Raw genomic sequence first — 19,693 nt, forward strand, 5'->3', positions numbered from 1 at the left:
CCTACTTTGTCAAGAGGTAAAGCTTAGAAGAAGCTTAAATTTTTAAAGTTCTTGTCTTTTCGGAGTTTTACTATGTTTTTCTTGGGTTTTAGATTGTTTCTTATCTATTATAGTAAATGCCCAGCTAAATTACCACTTGAAAAAGACCATTGAAGATTAAAACCACCGCAAGGTCCATCTAAATCCATCACTTCTCCACAAAAATATAAACCATCAACTATTTTGCTCTTCATTGTTGTTGGATCTATTTCCTTCAAAGTAACCCCACCTCTAGTAATCATTGCTTTTTTAAAACCAACAGAATCTATTACTGTTAAAGGAGTATTTGTAAGTATTTTTATTAGATTATTTCTTACTTCACCATTTTGTTCTTTGAACTTTTTATTTATATCAGCATTTACTATTTGACATAATTCTTTTGCAACTGATTTTGGTACAAGTATTGAGGCATTATCTAATACATTTGAATCAGGATTTGAACTTGCGTGTTTTTTTATAATTTGTAAAACCTCATCTTCATTTTTTCCTTTTACCATGTTTATAAGTAAAGGTACTTCATCATACTTTTCTAATAAAGGTGTAATCTCTCTTGAAAAATCTAGAATAACTGGTCCTCTTAATCCTTTAGATGTAAAGATTAAATCTCCTACAGCTTTTAATTTCTTTGCTTTTTTTAAATCTATTTTTACAATAGCTTTAGCAATCGTATCAGCAGTACAATTTGCAACCCATGTTTCTTTTGTGTAAACAGGAAGCATTGCTGGATAAAGGTCTGTAATTTTATGACCTAGTTCTTTAGCAAATTCATAACCATCACCATGTGCTCCTAGAACTGGGAATCCTAGTCCTCCAGTTGCTACTATTACATTTGGTGAATTAAAGACTTTATCCTGAGTTTGAACTCCAGAGATTCTATCTTTAGTAATCAAAAGTTTTTGTACTGACTGATTACACTCAATATCTACACCTAAAGAGTTTAACTCTTTTTCTAAAGCTTTGATTATTGTTGAAGAGTTATGAGTAACTGGAAAAATTCTAAAGCCATCTTTTGTATCAGTTTGAACTCCAATATTTAAAAAGAATTCTCTTAAGCTATCTCTATTTAACATATTAATAGCTGTTGTCATAAATCTACCATTTTTACCAAAAGAGTTCATAAACTCTTCACTACTTAAAGTATTAGTAAGATTACACTTTCCTCCACCTGTTGCTTTTAATTTTGCACCAAGAGCTGGTAGTTTTTCTAAAAGAAGGACATTTTTACCTTGTTTTCTTGCAGTTATTGAAGCAATCATTCCAGCACCACCTGAACCAATTACTATTACATCATAATTATTTGTTTTCATTGGCTAATAATAACTAAAGATTATTAAATATAATCTATTATTTAGATATACTTCCTATATGAAAATAAGACTTGGTACATTTAACCTCTTTCAATTTGTAGAGCCTCCTTACTCTTGGTATACTAAAAAAGAAAAATTCAATAATCTTCAATGGATAGAAAAAACTCAATGGATTAAAAATCAAATTACTTTAATGAATTGTGATGTGATTGGATTTCAAGAAGTTTTTTCAAGAAATTCATTGAAAGATATTCTTTCTGAACTAGGGTTTAACTATTTTGAAACTGTAGATATTGCAAAAACAAGTAAAGAGAACTCAACTATTTATACAAGTACAACAGTTGCTATTGCTTCAAAGTTTCCTATTTCACAGCTACAAGAAGTTAAAGCACATATTCCTAGTATTAAAAAACATAATTTTGAAGGTTTTTTCAAGTTTTCTAGAATTCCTATAAAAGCTACAATTATTCTTCCTAATGAACAAGAAATACTTATTTACGTATGCCATTTAAAATCAAATAGATTAAATGAGTTTGAATATACATTTAAACAAGAAGATTCAATTGAGCATAAAAAAAGTTTAATTAGTAAAGCTTTAAAAGATAAATATTCTAGTTCATTAAAACAAAGACTTTGTGAAGCATCTTCACTATTTTTTGATATAAAAAAAGAAAAAGATAAGCCAATCATTTTGATGTGCGATTTAAATGATAAAGAGTTTTCTATAACTATTGATGCTTTGAGTAATGATAAATATCATGATGAAAAAAGAAAAGAGAGTTTAATTTTACATGATGCATATAATCAACATGAAAGAATTATATATAATCCACATCCTGAACAAAAAGAGGTGAAAAGAACTCCTACTAGTTTTTTTGCAGGTAAAGGAAATGTTCTTGATTATATATTTATCTCAAAACAGTTTAATAAGAAAAATAAAAATTCTATTGCTAAAGTTACTAAGTATGATATTTGTGATAAACACTTACAAGAAAACCCTGATGGCTCACTATTAAAAAGTGATCATGCTCAAGTTGTTTGTGAATTAGAGTTTAAATGAAAATATTCTATTAACAAATTGTTTACAATCTCTTTACAAACTATTAACACTAAAACTCTATAATTGATTTAACATTTGAATTAAGCCGCGAACTTAAAATAGATGTCATTTTCTCCTTAATATAAAAGTAAGACAAAGTTCTCCTAATTTGTCCTACTTTTTTTCTTCTATTTTCTTAAATATTTTAAAGTTGTAATAATAATATCGTCATCATCTTTACTTGGACTTTTAATAGTCTCTTTTGTATCATCACTTTTTGTAAATGTAATATTCATTTCGTATGAACTAATTGTCTGAATACCTTTTTGTAAACTCAATATCTTTATCATAATTAATTCTAAGAATTGTTTTGTAGGTAAATCTGGCTTTCCAAATCTATCTTCCATCTCTTCTTCAATTTTATAAACTTCATCTTTTTGTGTAGTTTTTGAAAGTCTTCTATAAAGCTCTAATCTTACTCTATCTTCAACTATATAATCATCAGAGATAAATGCCGAAATTGCTAATTTAATATCAACATTTTTCTTCTCTTCTTTTGCATCACCACTTAGAGTTGCTAGTGTGTCTTCTAACATTTTTAAATATAAGCCATATCCAATTTGTTTGATATGACCACTTTGAGCTTCACCTATAATATTTCCACCACCTCTAATTTCTAAATCTTGATGAGCTAGAGCTGTTCCACTTCCTAAATAAGAGTTTGATTCTAAGGCTACTAATCTTTTAATTGCATCTGATGTAATTTTCTTTTTATCTTCAACTACGTAATAACAGAAGCCCTCTTTATTACTTCTTCCTACTCTTCCTCTTAATTGGTGTAAATCTGCAATACCAAATCTATCTGCACCATCAATTATAATTGAGTTTGCATTTGGAAGATGAAGACCTGATTCTACTATTGAAGTTGCTAATAAAATATCAAATTTCTTTTCTTCAAAGGCATCAAGTATTTTTTCAGCATCAGCTGGCTTAATTTTTGAGTGAATGATTTCAACTTTGATATTTGGAACAATCTCTTCAATATCTGCTTTTTTTGCTTCAATTGATGCAATATTATTATGAACATAGAAAAGCTGACCTCCTCTTCTTTTTTCTCTTAAGACAATTTCTTTGATTAGTTTATCACTATACTCTTTTACATAAGTTCTAACACCTAATCTTTCACTTGGAGGTGTTAAAAGAGAACTCATACCTTTTAATTTTGATAATGCTAGATTTAAAGTTCTTGGAATTGGTGTTGCACTCATTGAGAAAATATGCACATCTTCTCGTAAGTTTTTTAATTTCTCTTTTTGTTTTACACCAAATTTATGCTCTTCATCTACAATAACTAAAGCTAAGTCTTTTGCTGTAATATTAAGTAAAGAGTGTGTTCCTATTACAAATTGGATTTCTCCTGAGTTTAGACCTTTTTTAATCTCACTTTTTTCTTTAGCAGTTGATTTCCCATCAAGTTTTGCCATAGAAAAACCATACTCTTCAAATCTTTTTTGCATTCCATGAAAATGTTGAGTTGCAAGCAGTGTTGTAGGACATACAAAAATAGCTTGGTTTCCATTTAAAACAGTTGCTAAAATTGCATTCATAGCAACTTCAGTTTTTCCAAATCCAACATCACCTGAAAGTAATCTATCCATTACTCTACCTGAGCTTAAATCTTTAAATATTTCAGATACAGATCGTGCTTGGTCTTTTGTATAATCAAAACCTGAGCTTTTTCTAAAGTCACTTAAAACTTTTTTATCTACATCTATTTTAATACCATTTACTAATTCTCTTGCAGCTGCTAGTTTTATAATATCATTTGCAATTGCAAATAATCTATCTTTAACTTTCTCTTTTAACTTAGCAAATGAACCTTTTCCTAGTTTATCAATAACAGCATAGGAACTTCCATCAGCTACATATCTATCAACTAAATCAATATTTTCAACAGGAATTAAAAGCTTATCTTCTCCAGCATATTGAACAATTACAAAATCACGCTTCGCACCCATTACAGTTACAGGTTCTATTCCTTTGTACTGTCCAATACCATGTTTTTCATGAACTACAAAATCATTTACTTGTAATTCATCAATTACAAGTTTTATTTTCTTTTTTCGTCTTTTTTTAATCTCTTTATTTAAAGAAATTATTACCTCATCATCACTTACAAGATTTATAATATAAGGTTCAAAAACATAATTAATCTTTGAATCACTTAACTCTAAATCAAAAGCTTTTACCTTAGCTTCTGTACTTGAAATTATTGTGATTTTTTTGCTTTTATGAAAAGTGATAAACTCTTTTACATTTGCTGGTGCTATTTCTTTATGAGTTGTACTTTTATATATTTGTGGAGTTAGTAAAAACTTATCTTTATTAATTCTTTTTTCTTCAAAAACATAAACTTCTTCTAATTCGTCTAAAGACTCTTGTGTTATAAAACAATTCATACTTGAAGGTAAATATTCACCTAAATCATTTAAGTACCAAAAACCTAAAGAGTGAATATCTTTTATAAACGCATCACTTGAAACTGTTTGAATTTCATTTGTTATGTTTTCATAAGTTTCTTCATCTAAAGCTAAAAAAGCAGGTGTTATATCTATAGTTTCAATCTCTTCTTTAAAAGATTTTTGATCTTCAATATCAAACTTTCTAATACTTTCAACTTCATCATCAAAAAGTGAGATTCTATATCCCACTTCACTTCCTAAAGGACAAATATCAATAATATCCCCTCTAATAGAAGCTTCTGCTTCACTTGTAACAATATCTACAAAATAGTATCCCCAATTATAAAGTTTTGATTTAAACTCTTCTATATTTATAGTATCTGCAAAGTTTATTGTATATGAATCAAAACATTTTGCTTTTGGAAGTGGAAAAGATATTGTTCTAATTGGTGATATTAATATTTTATTCTGTTTTTTATATGAATAAAACTCATTTAATACTTTCGTAATTTCTTGTAGTTCACCTGAAAAAGATAATAAATCATCACCAAAGTTTGCTCTAAAGTCTGATAAAACAAAAGGGGTAAAGCCTAAAAAAGAGACAATATCACTAGCTATTTGTGCTTGTTTATCATCATTTACTATTAAAAGTTCACACTTCTTTAGTTGTTTATCATCTTTTAAATTCTTAAGGAATTCATATATATTGTTCACTATTTGCTTTCTTCTTTTGATAACTCAAAATCATTTGTATCATGATCATAATAATATGCAGGATAAGGTGTTTCATTTAAAAGAAAAATTAAATTTGCATCTTTGAAACTATTTTTTTGAAGTCCTTTTCTAAATACTTCTAAAATATATGCTTTTGTTGAAAATGTAGTTGTTGAACTTTGTGCTGTGTAAACGAATGCTTCTTCTTCAACTATATTAAAACCCTCTTTTTTTAAATGTTTTTCAAATTTTTCTTTATCTTCTAAGCTTGAAACATCTAATAATACTAATACTTCTAATTTTTCCATACTTTTTGTTTTCCTATATATTTATTACATTAAAAAAATGTATTGTAGTTAAATATGGTTTAATTACTAAATTACTTTATTAAGATGAAATATTTTTATATAATGGAATTTTAATAAGAAATTCAGCTTTATTATCAATATTTTTAACTTTAATACTACCTTTCATATTTTGTTCTATAATAATCTTTGCCATATATAAGCCAATTCCAGTACCCTTACCCTCTTCTTTTGTTGTAAAGTAAGGATCAAAGATTTTATTTATGATATTTGAAGGTATTCCACCTGCATTATCTTTAATCATTACAAAACCGTAATCACCGTCAAAACCAGTAAGTATTTCAACTGTAGATTTTTCTATATTTTTATTAGTAAAAGCATCTTTTGCATTATTTAAAATATTTAATAAAGTTTGTGAAAATTCATTAACAAATCCATAAACCTCAATTTTCTTACTACTATTATTTATAATTTCTATATTACTATGTTTATAACTTGCTTCTACTAAAGATAAGGCATTATTTACTGAAGTACTTAAATCAAATACTTCAATCTCTTTATTAGATTTAAAAAAGTTTCTAAAATCATCAATTGTTTTTGACATATTTTGATTAAGTAGATTTATTTTTTCAATAGAACTATCCATAAATTCATCATTTAATTCACCAGCTTTATATGAAAAATATATATTTTGAGAAACTAAGCCTAAGGCATTTAGTGGTTGTCTCCATTGATGAGCAATATTTCCTATCATTTCACCTAATGATGCTAATTTTGACTGCTCTATTAAAAGTTGTTCTTTTTTGTGTCTTTGCGAGATTTGATTTTCTATTTCTTCTTTTAGTTTTTGATTTATATTTTCTAATTGTTTATTGATTCTACTAGCTTCAGAAACTCTTCTAAAAGTAAAGAATATTGATAAGATTCCAATAATAACAATAAGTAAAAGAAGTTCATCAAGTTCATAATCTTCATGTGTTTCTAAATAATTTAATATATATTCAAAAGCATCAACTTCACTAAGAAGAAGCCAAGAGATTATAGATATAAAAACTAAAATTAAAAACTCTTTTTTTATATTTAACTTATCAATCATAAACAACCTTTATATAAATAAGAGTTTTATAAGAATGTACTTATAAATCCAATTAGTCCACCAAATACAGCGCCCCAAACTACTAACCATCCTAAATGTTCTTTGATTATATTTTGAACCATTTGTTTAACCATTAAAGGTGTTAGTTCATCTAATCTTTTATTTACTATTTGACTTAATTTATTATAAATATCTTCTGATAAATCATCTGATTTTACTGCTTCTTCTAATACTTCTTGAAAAGCTTGTGTTTTTGTAATATCAATTATTGAAGTTTGAAGTTTATTTGTAAAAGGTTCTTTTAAAGGCTCTAGTGCAGCCTCTCCGCCGAACATTCCTAACATCCCACCAAATGAAGATTCCATTACTGATTCTTTTAAAGAGTTATAAGCTGGTGTAAAATCTGTTTTATTTAATATTTTTTCAAAATCTACTGTGTTTTTTGCACTTTTCATCTCTTCTTGAAAAAACCTAGTTAAATTCTCTTTTGTAAAGAATTGATTCATAAGTAAATTATGAATTGAAGATTTAAACTTTGTAAAGTTTTTTTCAATCACTCCCGAACCATAAAGGTATGGCACTTTTTCAAAAAGCATATGAATAGCTAAAGTATTTGTAATTGCTCCACTTAAAGCAAAAAGACCTATCATAAAAATAGTATCGTATCCATTTGAGTAACCATAAGCCATTATTAAAACTGTGAGTATATTTGTTATATCTGATTTATTCATCTATCAAATCCCTTTTAAATTATAAAAGAATTTTAACATAAAGAATATTCATTTTTGTTTCCTTTTTGTAATCAAAGCTTATTACAATATGATTAAGGAGAATATATGATAGATGTTCAAAAAGAGATAGAAAAAAAATTTCCAAATATAAATAAAAAACAAAGCTTTTTAAAAAAATCCCTATTTAAAATTGCAAAAAAAATTGTTCATGAAGATTCAATCAATAAATTTTTAAATCAAAACTCACATCTAAAAGGTTTTGAATTTGTTGATTCTGTTTTAGATTATTTTGATTTTGATTATACAGTTTCAAGTACTGATTTAGAAAATATTCCAAGTTCTGGGAAAGTTGTGATTATTGCAAATCATCCACTTGGAGGATTAGATGCACTTTGTTTATTAAGATTAATATCACAAGTAAGATCTGATGTAAAAATTGTAGCAAATGATTTTTTAGTTAGTTTTGAAGCTTTAAACAATCTTTTAATTCCAATAGATAATTATAAAATCAGACAATCAAAAAAAGATATAAAAAAAATATATGAAGCTTTAAATAATGAAGAAGCTGTAATAATTTTTCCAGCAGGAGAAGTTAGTCGTGCAACTTCTAAAGGAATTAAAGATCCTTCATGGAATAAAGGTTTTTTAAACTTTGCCCAAAATTCTAATTCCCCAATTTTACCTATATTCTTAGATGCAAAAAATTCAAAAACATTTTATACAATTTCAGTTATTAATAAAACATTCTCAACACTACTTCTATCAAATGAAATGTTTAAAAAGAAATCAAAAAGAATCAATATCAAAATAGGTAAAATTATTCCAAATGAAAACATTACACCTAAAGGTTTAGATAAAAAACATCTATTAACTTTATATAAAAAACATTTATATGCACTAAAGAAGAGAAAAAAAAGCTATTTTCAAACACAAAGTGCGATTGCTCATCCACAGAAAAGACAAGAATTAAGTAAAGAATTAAAATCATCACAATTAATTGGTCAAACAAATGATGGGAAAAAGATATATTTATATGATTATAGAGACGATTCTATTGTTTTAAAAGAATTAGGAAGATTAAGAGAATTATCTTTTAGAAAAGTTGGTGAGGGATTAAATAAAAAACGAGATACTGATAAATATGATATATATTATCAACATATTATTCTTTGGGACGAAAATGATTTAGAAATTGTAGGTTCTTATAGAATAGGGAATTCAGATTTTATTTTTAAAAATATTGGAGTAAAAGGCTTTTATTCAAATACTTTATTTAAATATAAAGAAGAAATGACTCCTTATTTAAAAAACTCTATTGAATTAGGGCGTAGTTTTGTACAACCAAAATATTGGGGGACAAGAGCTTTAGATTATCTTTGGTATGGAATTGGTGCATATTTAAAACAGAATCCAAATATTAAATATATGTTTGGTCCTGTTTCTATGAGTGCATCTTTTCCAGCAATTGCTAAGGATTTAATGATATTTTATTACTCTCATTATTTTAAAGAAAATAAAGATTTAGTAATAGCGAAGCTTCCATACCAATACTCAAATAGCCAAAATGAGATAAAAGAACAGTTTTTATTAAATGATAGAAAAAAGGATTTTAAGTATTTGAAATCAACTCTATTAAGTATGGGACTTGCTGTACCTACACTTTACAAACAATATAGTGAAATTACAGAAGAAAATGGTGTTAAGTTTTTAGGCTTTAATGTAGATAAGGAGTTTTCTGATTGTATTGACGGTTTTATTTTAGTTAATGTTGATAAAATAAAAGATACTCCAAGAAAAAGATATATAGATTCACATAGAGATTAAATCTCTATGCATTAATTTAATCTACAATACATAACCTCATCAACAACTGCTTTTGATAATTGTTTTGTTTCTACAATAATATGTTCTAAGTGAAGACTTTCTAAAATCTCTTTTTCTCCATCTGTTGTAACTGTTACAATAGTTTTAGTATTATGTGTTAAAGAATCTACTGCTTCACAAATTAAATGTAAAGCATCAGGATTATTAACAGCTACAATAACAGCTGAAGAACTTATAATATTAACTGAGTTTAGAATATGTCTTTGAGCTGCATTTCCAAATACTATGGGTTCGTTTCGTTCTTGCCCTATTTGATAAAACTTAACATTATGTTCAATAATAATATATTTTTGTCCCATTGCTTTTAACTCTTCAACAATAGCCTGCCCAAAACGTCCATACCCTAAAACTACAACATGATTTGCAGTATCTTTTTCAACATTATAAGTATTAACTACTTCTAAAGGATCTTCACTAATTAATAATCCTGCTGCTTTTGATAAATTTTTAAGAATTATAGGAGTTAAAATCATTGATATAACAATAGTTACAATTAAAATTTGAGAGTATGTTTTATCAACTAAATCCTGACTTCTAGCTAACTCTAAAATGGCAAGGGAAAATTCACCAATTTGAATTAATGAAAATGCTGTTTTAAAAGCAACTCTTCTAGTATCTTCAAGTTTTACAAGTGTGTATATAATTACATATTTTAACCCCATTAAAAGAGGTAATAAAACTAAAATTACTAAAATATACTCTGAAATTACAGCAAAGTTAATTTGCATACCAACTGTTACAAAGAATACACCTAATAATATATTTCTAAAAGGAATTAAATCTGCTTCAACTTGATGTTTAAACTTTGTTTCTGCAATCATCATACCTGCGATAAAAGCACCTAAAGAGTAAGAGAACCCAAAATAGTATGCTAAATATGAAGATCCAATAGCAAGAAGTAAAACAGATGCTACAAAAAGTTCATCAGATTTTGTTTGTGATACATGAGTTAAAAATGGCTCTAATAAATATTTACCAGAAACAAAAAGTAATCCTAATAAAATCACAGCAGCTACTACTGTTTCTAAAATCATATAACCAACACTATTCCCTTCATTCATTGTAAAAAATGAAATCATAAGCAAAATAGGAATTACAGCAATATCTTGCATTATTAAAATACCTAAAACTCTTTTTCCATATGGTTTTTTTATCTCTTTTGTTTCATTAAATGTTTTTAATACAATAGCTGTTGAGGATAAAGAAAGTGCCGCACCAATTACCATTGAAGATCTAACATCTATTCCTATTACATAATGACAAATAAGAAAAACAAAAAGTGTTGTTATTATAATTTGCAAGGAACCTGTAAAAAACACTTCTTTCTTCATCTTTTTTAAGTGTTCAATAGAAAATTCTAATCCTATTGTGAACATTAAAAAAACTACACCAAACTCTGCTATTTCTTTTAATTCATGATTATTAACAGCTGCATGTAAATTAAAAGCATATGCAATTATTGTTCCTGTAAATATATATCCAATAATTGTTGGTAATTGGAATCTTTTTAATATTAAATTTATTATAAGTGCAATAAATATAGTAGCTACTATTATTCCTAACATTTTAAAACTCCTTTTTATTTATAGTGCATTTGCTTATATCCCTCAGCTCTTTTTTTAAAAGCTGAATTAAGCATTGCATTGTTTGTATCTAGAAAATCTATTGCTAAACACTCTTGATTTCCTCTTCCTATTCGACCTAAATACTGAACTAATCTACCATAATAAGAGATGGGAGTTGCAAAGAAAATAGTATTTAAATGTGGGAAATCAATTCCCTCACCAAAATATGAAGTAGTTGCAATTATTAAAGATTTTTCTCTTACTAAATTCATATTTTCTACTTGTTCTTTTTTATTTTGACTTCCATGAATACTTACATAATCAATATTCTCTAAATTGAGTAAATGTTCAAGTATATTTATATGCTCTATTCTATCAGTTAAAAGTAAAATCTTTCTATTAATATTGTTTTTTATTTCATTAATTATTAATTTATTTCTTTTTTCATCAAGACATAGTTCATTTATGATAGTTGCATAGTTATCAGCTTCACTTATGAAATCCGTTCTAATTATTTTTAATTTATTATAATGTGTTTTTTTCTTCTTATACTCATAAGCGATATCTCCTAATTGTTGATATAAAATAGGCTGTAAACCATCTTTTCTATTAGGTGTTGCACTTAAACCTAAAATATATTTACCTCTAAAGTTTTTTACAATTTGCTCAAAAGTAATTGCTGGGATATGATGACATTCATCTATTATTACAAAAGAGTAATTATGTATGTATTCAGGTGCATTTTTCAAGCTTTGCATTGTTGCTACATCTATATATCCATTTAGTTTATTTTTGCTTTTTCCTAAATAACCTATATCTTTTTTATCATATTCAAAATAATCAACAAATCTTTCAATCCATTGGTTTAAAAGCATGTTTTTATTAACAATTATTAAGGTCTTACACTCTCTTTTTTCAAACATCTTTGCACCAATTAATGTTTTTCCAAAACCAGGAGGTGCAACACAAATACAAAAATCATTTTTCATTATTTGATTTATTGCATCATTTTGCTCAGGTCTTAGTTTAAATTTCACTTTTTTTGTTTCACAAGAGTTAAAATATCTTTTATCATCAATAACAAATGTGACTGCATTAGAATTAAAAAAATCACAAACTATATTTTTTAAACCTCTAGGAAGCATTAAATGAGTTTCATCTTCTTCAAAACTTTGAATAATTCTTGGAATATTATATAAAGGCTTACGAAGTCCTAATAAAATTTTTATTTGTGGATTTTCAAAAGAAGCAAAAGACTTTAATTTATTAATTAAAGATTTAGATAATAAAGCAAGAGGAATATATAAAAAATCATATAAAACTATTTCAAGTTTCTCTAAAGGAAACTCTATATTTCCAAAATCTTTTTCACTATTAACACTCTTGCTTATTTGAGCATTATTATAAACAATTTGTTTTGATATTTTTTGAACACTATTTAAAAGCATCCATTGATCTTCATAAATTTTACTTGTATTTGTATCAATAAAAACTGTTTTATTTTTCTTTCTACTTTTTAAATGAAGTGGTAATTCAATACTTAATCCTAAATTTCCCTTATTAGCAAATTCATTATTAGGGTACATTTTAGCACTTATATTGGCTTTTTTTAAAAGAAACTTTCCAAAATTATAAACAATTTTTGTTTCTAAACTCTCTTCTAAAAAAATCCACACAATTAGCGAGTTATACGAGTTTAATTCATAATAAGCTTTAATATTTAAACTATTAAGTGCTATTTGAAGTTTAAACTTATCTTCATCTAGAATCTCAAAAGCTAAGAATTTTGACATATTATTTGAATCAATACAAAAAGTTCCAAGATGTACTAAACCTCTTAAATGACTCTCAATCTCTTTATTTGTTAAAGGAATATAATCTTCACCTTGAAAAGTTCTTGTAACTGGATAAAAATCTTGTTTATTTCCATCTTTACTTATCCATTTTTTTGCATATATATCTAATCGTGCTATAAATAAAGACTTGAAAATATTAATCTTTTCATCTTTCGTAAATGTAGTTTGAAGAGTTTTTTCTTTTTCTATACTTATTTGTTCTTCTAAACTCTTAATCTCATTTTCTATGTTTTCTTTTTCTAAGTAAAGATTTTTAAGTTTATTTTCAAGATTTGTCATGAGCTATTGCAGAAGGTGTCACTATAATATTACTAATTTTTTGTTCAATTTCATTATATCTACTTTTTAAATCAGAATTCTTTCTAATTCCTCTTCCTTCAAATTTTCCATTTGTTTCTATGATTAATTCATTATATTTCATATCACCAATAACTTTTCCATGCTCTAAAATTTGAACAATATTACAATCAATTTTCCCATCAAATAAGCCATTTACTATTAAATTATTTGCTTTAATATCACCAATTACTTCTCCAGTTTGACCAATAGCAATTACATCTGCTTCTAAAATAACACCCTCAAATTTTCCATCTATATGAACTGTACCTTTTGTACTAATTCCACCAATAATACATGTTCCTTGAGCAATTACTGTAGCGCCGTTTGGTGTTGATCCTTTATCAGACTTATTAAAGACTCCCATTCAACTTTCCTTTCATTTTTAAAAATACTATCATATGTATCTAAATTCCATTTTATAAAATTTTTTGGATTTAGAAGTGTACTTGCATATCTTATTTCATAATGTAAATGCGGGCCAGAACTTCTTCCTGAAGTCCCAACTGAACCAATTATTTGTCCTTTTTTTACAATATCACCTAATTTCACATATGTTTTATTCATATGAGCAAAGGTAGTTTTAAATCCATAATTATGACTTAATCTTATAACTCTACCATAATCTCCTATATTTTTTGGTTGAACATGTTCAACTATTCCATCAGCAGTTGCTATAATAGGTGTCTTCTTTGGAGCGGCTAAATCTATACCTCTATGAAACTGTTTTCTTTTTGTTATAGGATTAATTCTATATCCAAAGTGTGAAGAGACTCTACTTTTTTTAAGTGGTTTACCATTTGGAATTACCATTAAAGTGTATTTTTTCTTATTTATATTAATAGCTGCAAGTGTTTTTTTAGTAATTTCACTTTTTGTAGCATTTTTTCCAACACCAATAATAGTATGAATTTCATCTAACTTTTGATTTAACTCATCTATATCTTTTACTTTACTTTTTATTTGTATTGAATAGAGTTTATTTTGAGCTAAGAGTTTCTCTTCTTTTTCATTGAGTATTTTAAATTCAATCTCTTTATTTTTCTTAACACTTTGTATTTCTTTATCTAAATAAGATATAAGCCAAAAACTTCCACCAATTATACATAACACTATTAAAATAAGAGAAAATAAAACTTTTTTTATAAACTGATGAACATTATAGGACTTTGTGCCTTTTATGTCAGAAACTGTAATTATTAATCTATTTTTCATTAATCCCAATCAAATATAAAAATTTTTCAACAACTAAAAATGAACCAAAGACTAAATACTCTTCATTATCATTAATTTCAATCATATCTTCATTCATTATATTTAATTTATCTATAATTTTTAATAAATTATTTTTAGAAACAATTCTTTTATCATTTATATCTATAATTATTATTTTATTTATTATAGGTTTAAGAATTTTTAATACCTCTTCATAATCTTTATCTTCATAAGAGTTATAAATTAAAGTGATTTTTTTATTTGCAAATTCTTCTTTTAAAACTCTAGCTGCAAGAGGATTGTGTCCTACATCAATCGTAATATTCTTTGCTATTTTTTGACACCTTCCAAAGAGTTCTACATCATCAAATAAAGCTAAGTCTATATCAATTTTTAGTTCTTTTAAACAAGCTATAACTAAATGTAAATTTCTTTTTAAATAACTTGCGAATTTATTATTTAATTCATATTTATTAAAATCTTGAACTTTTTCTATTATTATTTTTCTATTTCTCTCTTTTAAAATCTGCTCTTTTACTTTTAATGCTGTTTTATAAACACTCTTATGTATTTGATAACCTACTATCATTTTATTATCAACTGAACGCATTTTAGTTTGGGCTATTTCTTCGACACTATTTCCTAAAAAACTCATGTGGTCTAAATCAATAGTTGTAATTAAAGATAGATTATTCTCTACAACATTTGTAGCATCAAATTCTCCACCAAGACCAGCTTCTAAAACTAAATAATCACAATCTTTTGATAAATATAGTGATAATAATGTTGCATATTCAAAGTATGTTAACTTTTCTAATAATTCTATAGGATAAAGTTCTTGTAAAAACTTATGAGCATCTTCTAAATAATCATTTGATACATCACTTCCATTAATCCAAATACGTTCATTAAACTTGATAATATGAGGAGAACTGTAATGTAAGACTTTATAATTACTTCTATTTAAATAGTGAGCTAGAAATCTTCCTGTACTTCCTTTACCATTAGTTCCAACAAGATGAATTACAAAAGGGAGTGTGATTTTTTTTGATAGTAAATCCCAAGAAGATTTTACTATTGTAAAATCAATCTTGTCATAATAAAGAGTTTTAAACTCTAAAAACTGTGCTAAAGTAGCTTTTTTTAAATCAACTTGCATTGATTATTTTTTAAAAGATGCTACTGCAATTTTTGATAATACTTCATCTAAAGCATCATCTGAAGCACTTTTTATTGCATCAAAACGTTTTGTATCAGTAATTGTAGTACTACTTCCTAAGGAAAAGTCATTCTCACCACTAACTGTAAAGTTTCTTGTTATTTTTTCTTCTTTGTTATTATAGTTTACACCAATATTTACTTTTGCTCTATATAAATTATTGTATCCATCTGCATCATATTGTAAAGTAGTCATACTTACAGATGTGATCTTAATATTCATAATAGTATCAGCAAGTGCTTCATCATATACAAGTTTTGAATTAAGTTTTTGCACCAATAATTGATTCATTGCATCTTTAATTAAAACTGCATTTCTTGGATCTTTCAAATCAATAAATAGCTTTACAAAAACCTTTCCTGAAAGTTCTTTTTTTGCATATGAAACACTTGGTTTATATCCACATCCGCTAAGAGTAAAAAAACAAAGACTTAAAGTGAAAAGTACAAATAGTACTTTTCTTACATTATTTATACTTTTCATACTTTAATTATCCTTTTATTACTAGATTTACTAATTTATTTGGAACAACAATCTCTTTAATAATCTCTTTATTTTCAATCCACTTTAAAGAACTTTCTTTTGCAATTGTTAAAATATCTTCTTTTGAAGCATTTGGTTCAACTTCAATTTCACATCTTTTCTTACCATTAATTGTAACAGCTAAAACAAGTGAATCCATTTCAAACACTTCAGGCTTTACTTCAAGTTTATCATTAAAGTTCTCTTGCTTGAATAATGCATTTGATATTTCCCATGAAGCATGAGGAATAATAGGCTCTAAAATATTTGATAATATATAATAACCCTCTGCCCAAACATCTTCATTTTCTTGTGCTGATAAAGCATTTAATGCTTCCATTGAAGCTGCAATTAAAGTATTGAAAGTATATGTTTTATTGAATACTTCATTTGACTTTTGTAAAGCTTCATAAACTTTTTTTCTTGCATTTTTTTCATCTTTAGATAAAGATTTGTGATCAATACTTTTAAAGTTCTGAACTGCTGAACTTGTAACATTAGAAGCTCTTTCAAAAAACTTTTTAATAAATCTAAAAGCTCCATCAACTGCTGAATCATTCCACTCTAATTCTTTTGTAGGAGGTGCAGCGAACATCATAAATAATCTTGCTGTATCTGCTCCATATTTTTCAATAATTAAATCAGGATCAACAACATTTCCTTTTGATTTTGACATTTTAGAGCCATCTTTTAAAACCATTCCTTGAGTAAGTAGTTTTTTAAAAGGCTCTTTAGAGTTTGTATATCCTAAAGAGTTTAGTGCTTTTGTAAAAAACCTTGCATATAAAAGGTGTAAAATTGCATGTTCTATTCCACCAATATATTGATCAACATCCATCCAATAATCACTATCGGCTTTAGATATTCCCTCATCATTCCATTTTTTAGGATTTGTTGCATATCTTAAAAAATACCAAGAAGATTGAACAAATGTATCTAAAGTATCAGTTTCTCTTAAAGCAGGTTTTCCACATTTTGGACAAGCACAATGTTTCCATGTAGGATGAGTATCTAAAGGATTTCCCTCTCCTGTAATTTCAACATCTTCAGGTAATGCAATTGGTAAGTTTTCTGTTTTTTCAGGAACTAAACCACAAGAGTCACAATGTACAAAAGGAATAGGCGCTCCCCAATATCTTTGTCTTGAAATACCCCAGTCTCTTAGTTTAAAGTTAACTTTTTTAATACCTAAAGAGTTTTGTTCAAAATGATAAATAATCGCTTTTTTAGCTTTAGTATTTTTTAATCCAGTAAAACTTTCTGAATTAATAAGTTCACCCTCACCTGTAAAGGCTTCAGTTTGTTTCTCAATTAATCCATCCTTTCCTACAATTACTTGTGTAATTGGTAAATCATACTGTTTTGCAAATTCAAAATCTCTTTGGTCATGAGCTGGTACTGCCATAACGGCACCTCCACCATAAGATGCTAAAACGAAGTTTGCAACCCATACTGGAATAGTTTCTCCTGTTAAAGGATGCATAACATCAATTTCTAAAGAGATACCCTCTTTATCTTGAGTTGCTCTGTCTCTTTCACTAACTTTTTGCATATCTTTAATAGCATCTAGTTTCTTTTGTGGTAAAAGTTTATGCTCTAAAATATACTTTACAATTGGATGTTCAGGTGCTAAAGCAGAATAAGAGATTCCATAAACAGTATCTGGTCTAGTTGTAAATACTAAATATTTTGAAAAAGATCTATTTAATTTATTTTTTGAATCTTTTGATAATTCAAATTTAAACTCTAAGCCTTCGCTTCTTCCAATCCAGTTTTCTTGCATTGTTAAAACTTGTGATGGCCAAGTATCTTTTAGTCCATCTAAATCATCTAAAAGTTCTTGTGCGTATTGAGTAATACCAATATAATATCCTGGCATCTCTTTTTGTTCAACAGGAGTATCACATCTCCAACAACATCCCTCTTCTACTTGTTCATTTGCTAAAACTGTATGACAAGGCTCACACCAATTTACTGTTGTTGACTTTCTATATAATAACTTCTCTTCATACATTTTAATGATAAACTCTTGTTCCCATTTTGTGTATAATTCATCTGAAGTTGCGAATTCTCTAGTTTCAGAAAAAGATAAACCTAAACTTCTTAATTCATCTCTCATATAATCTATATTTTCGTAAGTCCATTTTTTTGGATGTGATTTATGTTTTATAGCTGCATTTTCAGCAGGCATTCCAAAACTATCCCATCCTATTGGATGTAAAACATTAAAATCTGATTTTCTAAAATGTCTAGCAAAAGCATCACCTAGACAATAATTTCTAACATGTCCCATATGAATTCTACCACTTGGGTATGGGAACATACTTAGAATATATTTTTTTTCTTTATCTTGATTATCACTTGGCTCAAAAGATTTATTTTCTGTCCAAAATTTTTGCCATTTATCTTCAATTGCTTTTGCATTGTATTCCATTAAAACTCTTCCTTATCTTGACTTTTCGCACTTTCAATTAATGCTAGGGCAATTGAGAAAACATTTGCCACAACTGCACCAATAGCTAAAGAAATTGCTAAAGATATATCATTCATAAAAGTTAATACCATAAAAGCAGGAATTAGATGTAAATCAGCTACTAAAGAACTTGCTAATAATTCTGCTGCAAGTAAATTTTTAACACCAAGTTTTAATATTGTTGATATAACATTTACACCAGCTGCAATAAATAATGCAATCTCATTTTGCTCATACAGAAATCCTGCAGTAGTTGTTAATGACATTAGTGAAAAAAATATGTAAGTTACTTTACCCCAATCCATTTGAATCCTTTTATAATTTTACTTTTAAATTTAAAAGAGATAATAGCTAAATTTTGATAATAAATTGCTTTTATTATCTTTAAGATGGGGTTTTAAAAAGTTTGTGTTTTACTCTTTTTGTTTTTGTTTTTTAATTGAAATTAACATTTTAATTACTAGATAAGTGATGATTAATTTTAAAAATAGTTGAATAAGTAAATAAAAACCAAAGCCATTTTCAAATAAATTACCAGGATTTAAATTATGTATTAATAAATTAAAAGTAATATCATGAGTAATAAGCAAATATATACAAACAGAACCATATAAAGCAAGAGTAATAAACTGTTTTCTATACATAAAAACAATACTATAAACACTATACCAAATAAAAAGTACAAATAAAGAGGCAATAAATATTTCTTTTGTTAAACCATCTTCCATATGAAAAATATATTGTTCTGAAGTATCTAAGTACTCATACTCTAAGACAGTTGAAGTGAATTCTAGAATAAATATCCATATTAGTGCTAATATTCTATCTTTACCATTGTTTGATGTGATTTTATCAAATTTATATAAAACGTTTTTAGACTTAGTCAAAATATCTGTTTTCATATTATATTTCTTTTCAAGTATATAAATT

General features: G+C 26.6%; 16 protein-coding genes. 2 read left to right on the forward strand and 14 right to left on the reverse strand.

The genetic code is table 11. The features are described 5' to 3' along the window. Window positions 1-107 precede the first annotated feature (107 nt). Window positions 108-1,346, reverse strand: coding sequence for a BaiN/RdsA family NAD(P)/FAD-dependent oxidoreductase (locus tag GBG18_RS00790; protein ID WP_152187480.1), 1,239 nt, complete (start codon window positions 1,344-1,346; stop codon window positions 108-110). Window positions 1,347-1,404: 58 nt separating this feature from the next. On the opposite strand from GBG18_RS00790, the gene GBG18_RS00795 reads away from it, so the two are divergent. Next, window positions 1,405-2,406 (forward strand): endonuclease/exonuclease/phosphatase family protein, encoded by a 1,002-nt coding sequence (locus GBG18_RS00795; protein ID WP_152187482.1) that lies wholly within the window; start codon window positions 1,405-1,407, stop codon window positions 2,404-2,406. 167 nt (window positions 2,407-2,573) lie between these two features. Here the strand turns inward: GBG18_RS00795 and mfd are convergent, their stop codons facing one another. The 4 genes from mfd to GBG18_RS00815 all read right to left on the reverse strand — a co-directional run bounded on the left by mfd (window position 2,574) and on the right by GBG18_RS00815 (window position 7,693). Then, a complete protein-coding gene (gene mfd / locus GBG18_RS00800; protein ID WP_152187484.1) occupies window positions 2,574-5,561 on the reverse strand; it encodes a transcription-repair coupling factor in 2,988 nt (995 codons plus the stop codon). Then, on the reverse strand, window positions 5,561-5,869 hold the full coding sequence (locus GBG18_RS00805) for a hypothetical protein (RefSeq protein ID WP_152187485.1): 309 nt from the start codon (window positions 5,867-5,869) through the stop codon (window positions 5,561-5,563). The genes mfd and GBG18_RS00805 overlap by 1 nt, the downstream gene beginning before the upstream one ends. A 79-nt stretch (window positions 5,870-5,948) precedes the next feature. After that, window positions 5,949-6,962, reverse strand: coding sequence for a sensor histidine kinase (locus GBG18_RS00810; protein WP_152187487.1), 1,014 nt, complete (start codon window positions 6,960-6,962; stop codon window positions 5,949-5,951). 26 nt (window positions 6,963-6,988) lie between these two features. Next, window positions 6,989-7,693 carry a DUF445 domain-containing protein gene (locus tag GBG18_RS00815; protein WP_152187489.1) on the reverse strand — a complete coding sequence of 235 codons (705 nt, stop codon included), beginning with the start codon at window positions 7,691-7,693 and terminating at the stop codon, window positions 6,989-6,991. A 105-nt stretch (window positions 7,694-7,798) separates the two neighbouring features. Between GBG18_RS00815 and olsF the strand changes: the two genes are divergently transcribed. Then, a complete protein-coding gene (gene olsF, locus GBG18_RS00820; RefSeq protein ID WP_152187491.1) occupies window positions 7,799-9,517 on the forward strand; it encodes a bifunctional ornithine lipid synthase OlsF in 1,719 nt (572 codons plus the stop codon). An 11-nt stretch (window positions 9,518-9,528) separates the two neighbouring features. Here the strand turns inward: olsF and GBG18_RS00825 are convergent, their stop codons facing one another. The 9 genes from GBG18_RS00825 to GBG18_RS00865 form a co-directional block, all read right to left on the reverse strand. After that, entirely contained in the window at window positions 9,529-11,142 is a 1,614-nt protein-coding gene (locus tag GBG18_RS00825; RefSeq protein WP_152187493.1) for a cation:proton antiporter, read from the reverse strand. 14 nt (window positions 11,143-11,156) lie between these two features. Beyond that, entirely contained in the window at window positions 11,157-13,277 is a 2,121-nt protein-coding gene (locus tag GBG18_RS00830; protein ID WP_152187494.1) for a DEAD/DEAH box helicase, read from the reverse strand. Continuing rightward, window positions 13,264-13,701, reverse strand: coding sequence for a bactofilin family protein (locus tag GBG18_RS00835; RefSeq protein WP_152187496.1), 438 nt, complete (start codon window positions 13,699-13,701; stop codon window positions 13,264-13,266). The genes GBG18_RS00830 and GBG18_RS00835 overlap by 14 nt, the downstream gene beginning before the upstream one ends. Then, the gene (locus tag GBG18_RS00840) at window positions 13,647-14,549 is read right to left on the reverse strand and encodes a M23 family metallopeptidase (RefSeq protein ID WP_152187498.1); all 903 of its coding nucleotides are present in this window, start codon (window positions 14,547-14,549) and stop codon (window positions 13,647-13,649) included. Before GBG18_RS00840 ends, GBG18_RS00835 begins: the two co-directional genes overlap by 55 nt. Next, window positions 14,539-15,708, reverse strand: a complete 1,170-nt coding sequence (locus GBG18_RS00845) for a Mur ligase family protein (RefSeq protein WP_152187499.1) — start codon at window positions 15,706-15,708, stop codon at window positions 14,539-14,541. The genes GBG18_RS00840 and GBG18_RS00845 overlap by 11 nt, the downstream gene beginning before the upstream one ends. 3 nt (window positions 15,709-15,711) lie before the next feature. Then, the gene (lptE, locus tag GBG18_RS00850) at window positions 15,712-16,251 is read right to left on the reverse strand and encodes an LPS assembly lipoprotein LptE (RefSeq protein WP_226896357.1); all 540 of its coding nucleotides are present in this window, start codon (window positions 16,249-16,251) and stop codon (window positions 15,712-15,714) included. Between the two features lie 7 nt (window positions 16,252-16,258). Beyond that, the gene (gene leuS / locus GBG18_RS00855) at window positions 16,259-18,724 is read right to left on the reverse strand and encodes a leucine--tRNA ligase (protein WP_152187501.1); all 2,466 of its coding nucleotides are present in this window, start codon (window positions 18,722-18,724) and stop codon (window positions 16,259-16,261) included. Continuing rightward, window positions 18,724-19,068 carry a DUF6394 family protein gene (locus GBG18_RS00860; protein ID WP_152187503.1) on the reverse strand — a complete coding sequence of 115 codons (345 nt, stop codon included), beginning with the start codon at window positions 19,066-19,068 and terminating at the stop codon, window positions 18,724-18,726. The genes leuS and GBG18_RS00860 overlap by 1 nt, the downstream gene beginning before the upstream one ends. Before the next feature lie 108 nt (window positions 19,069-19,176). Then, window positions 19,177-19,665: a hypothetical protein gene (locus GBG18_RS00865; protein ID WP_152187505.1), complete on the reverse strand. Its 489-nt coding sequence runs from the start codon at window positions 19,663-19,665 to the stop codon at window positions 19,177-19,179. Window positions 19,666-19,693 lie beyond the last annotated feature (28 nt).

The organism is Poseidonibacter ostreae (assembly GCF_009208075.1).
Classification (GTDB): Bacteria; Campylobacterota; Campylobacteria; order Campylobacterales; family Arcobacteraceae; genus Poseidonibacter; species Poseidonibacter ostreae.

Excerpts from the sequence above, each read along its gene's own strand:
- GBG18_RS00795 (WP_152187482.1), top strand. The coding sequence starts at position 1,405 with ATGAAAATAAGACTTGGTACATTTAACCTCTTTCAATTTGTAGAGCCT.
- lptE (WP_226896357.1), bottom strand. The coding sequence starts at position 16,251 with ATGAAAAGTATAAATAATGTAAGAAAAGTACTATTTGTACTTTTCACT.
- leuS (WP_152187501.1), bottom strand. The coding sequence starts at position 18,724 with ATGGAATACAATGCAAAAGCAATTGAAGATAAATGGCAAAAATTTTGG.
- olsF (WP_152187491.1), top strand. The coding sequence starts at position 7,799 with ATGATAGATGTTCAAAAAGAGATAGAAAAAAAATTTCCAAATATAAAT.
- GBG18_RS00845 (WP_152187499.1), bottom strand. The coding sequence starts at position 15,708 with ATGCAAGTTGATTTAAAAAAAGCTACTTTAGCACAGTTTTTAGAGTTT.
- GBG18_RS00815 (WP_152187489.1), bottom strand. The coding sequence starts at position 7,693 with ATGAATAAATCAGATATAACAAATATACTCACAGTTTTAATAATGGCT.
- GBG18_RS00865 (WP_152187505.1), bottom strand. The coding sequence starts at position 19,665 with ATGAAAACAGATATTTTGACTAAGTCTAAAAACGTTTTATATAAATTT.
- GBG18_RS00825 (WP_152187493.1), bottom strand. The coding sequence starts at position 11,142 with ATGTTAGGAATAATAGTAGCTACTATATTTATTGCACTTATAATAAAT.
- GBG18_RS00835 (WP_152187496.1), bottom strand. The coding sequence starts at position 13,701 with ATGGGAGTCTTTAATAAGTCTGATAAAGGATCAACACCAAACGGCGCT.
- GBG18_RS00805 (WP_152187485.1), bottom strand. The coding sequence starts at position 5,869 with ATGGAAAAATTAGAAGTATTAGTATTATTAGATGTTTCAAGCTTAGAA.
- GBG18_RS00790 (WP_152187480.1), bottom strand. The coding sequence starts at position 1,346 with ATGAAAACAAATAATTATGATGTAATAGTAATTGGTTCAGGTGGTGCT.
- GBG18_RS00830 (WP_152187494.1), bottom strand. The coding sequence starts at position 13,277 with ATGACAAATCTTGAAAATAAACTTAAAAATCTTTACTTAGAAAAAGAA.
- GBG18_RS00810 (WP_152187487.1), bottom strand. The coding sequence starts at position 6,962 with ATGATTGATAAGTTAAATATAAAAAAAGAGTTTTTAATTTTAGTTTTT.
- GBG18_RS00860 (WP_152187503.1), bottom strand. The coding sequence starts at position 19,068 with ATGGATTGGGGTAAAGTAACTTACATATTTTTTTCACTAATGTCATTA.
- GBG18_RS00840 (WP_152187498.1), bottom strand. The coding sequence starts at position 14,549 with ATGAAAAATAGATTAATAATTACAGTTTCTGACATAAAAGGCACAAAG.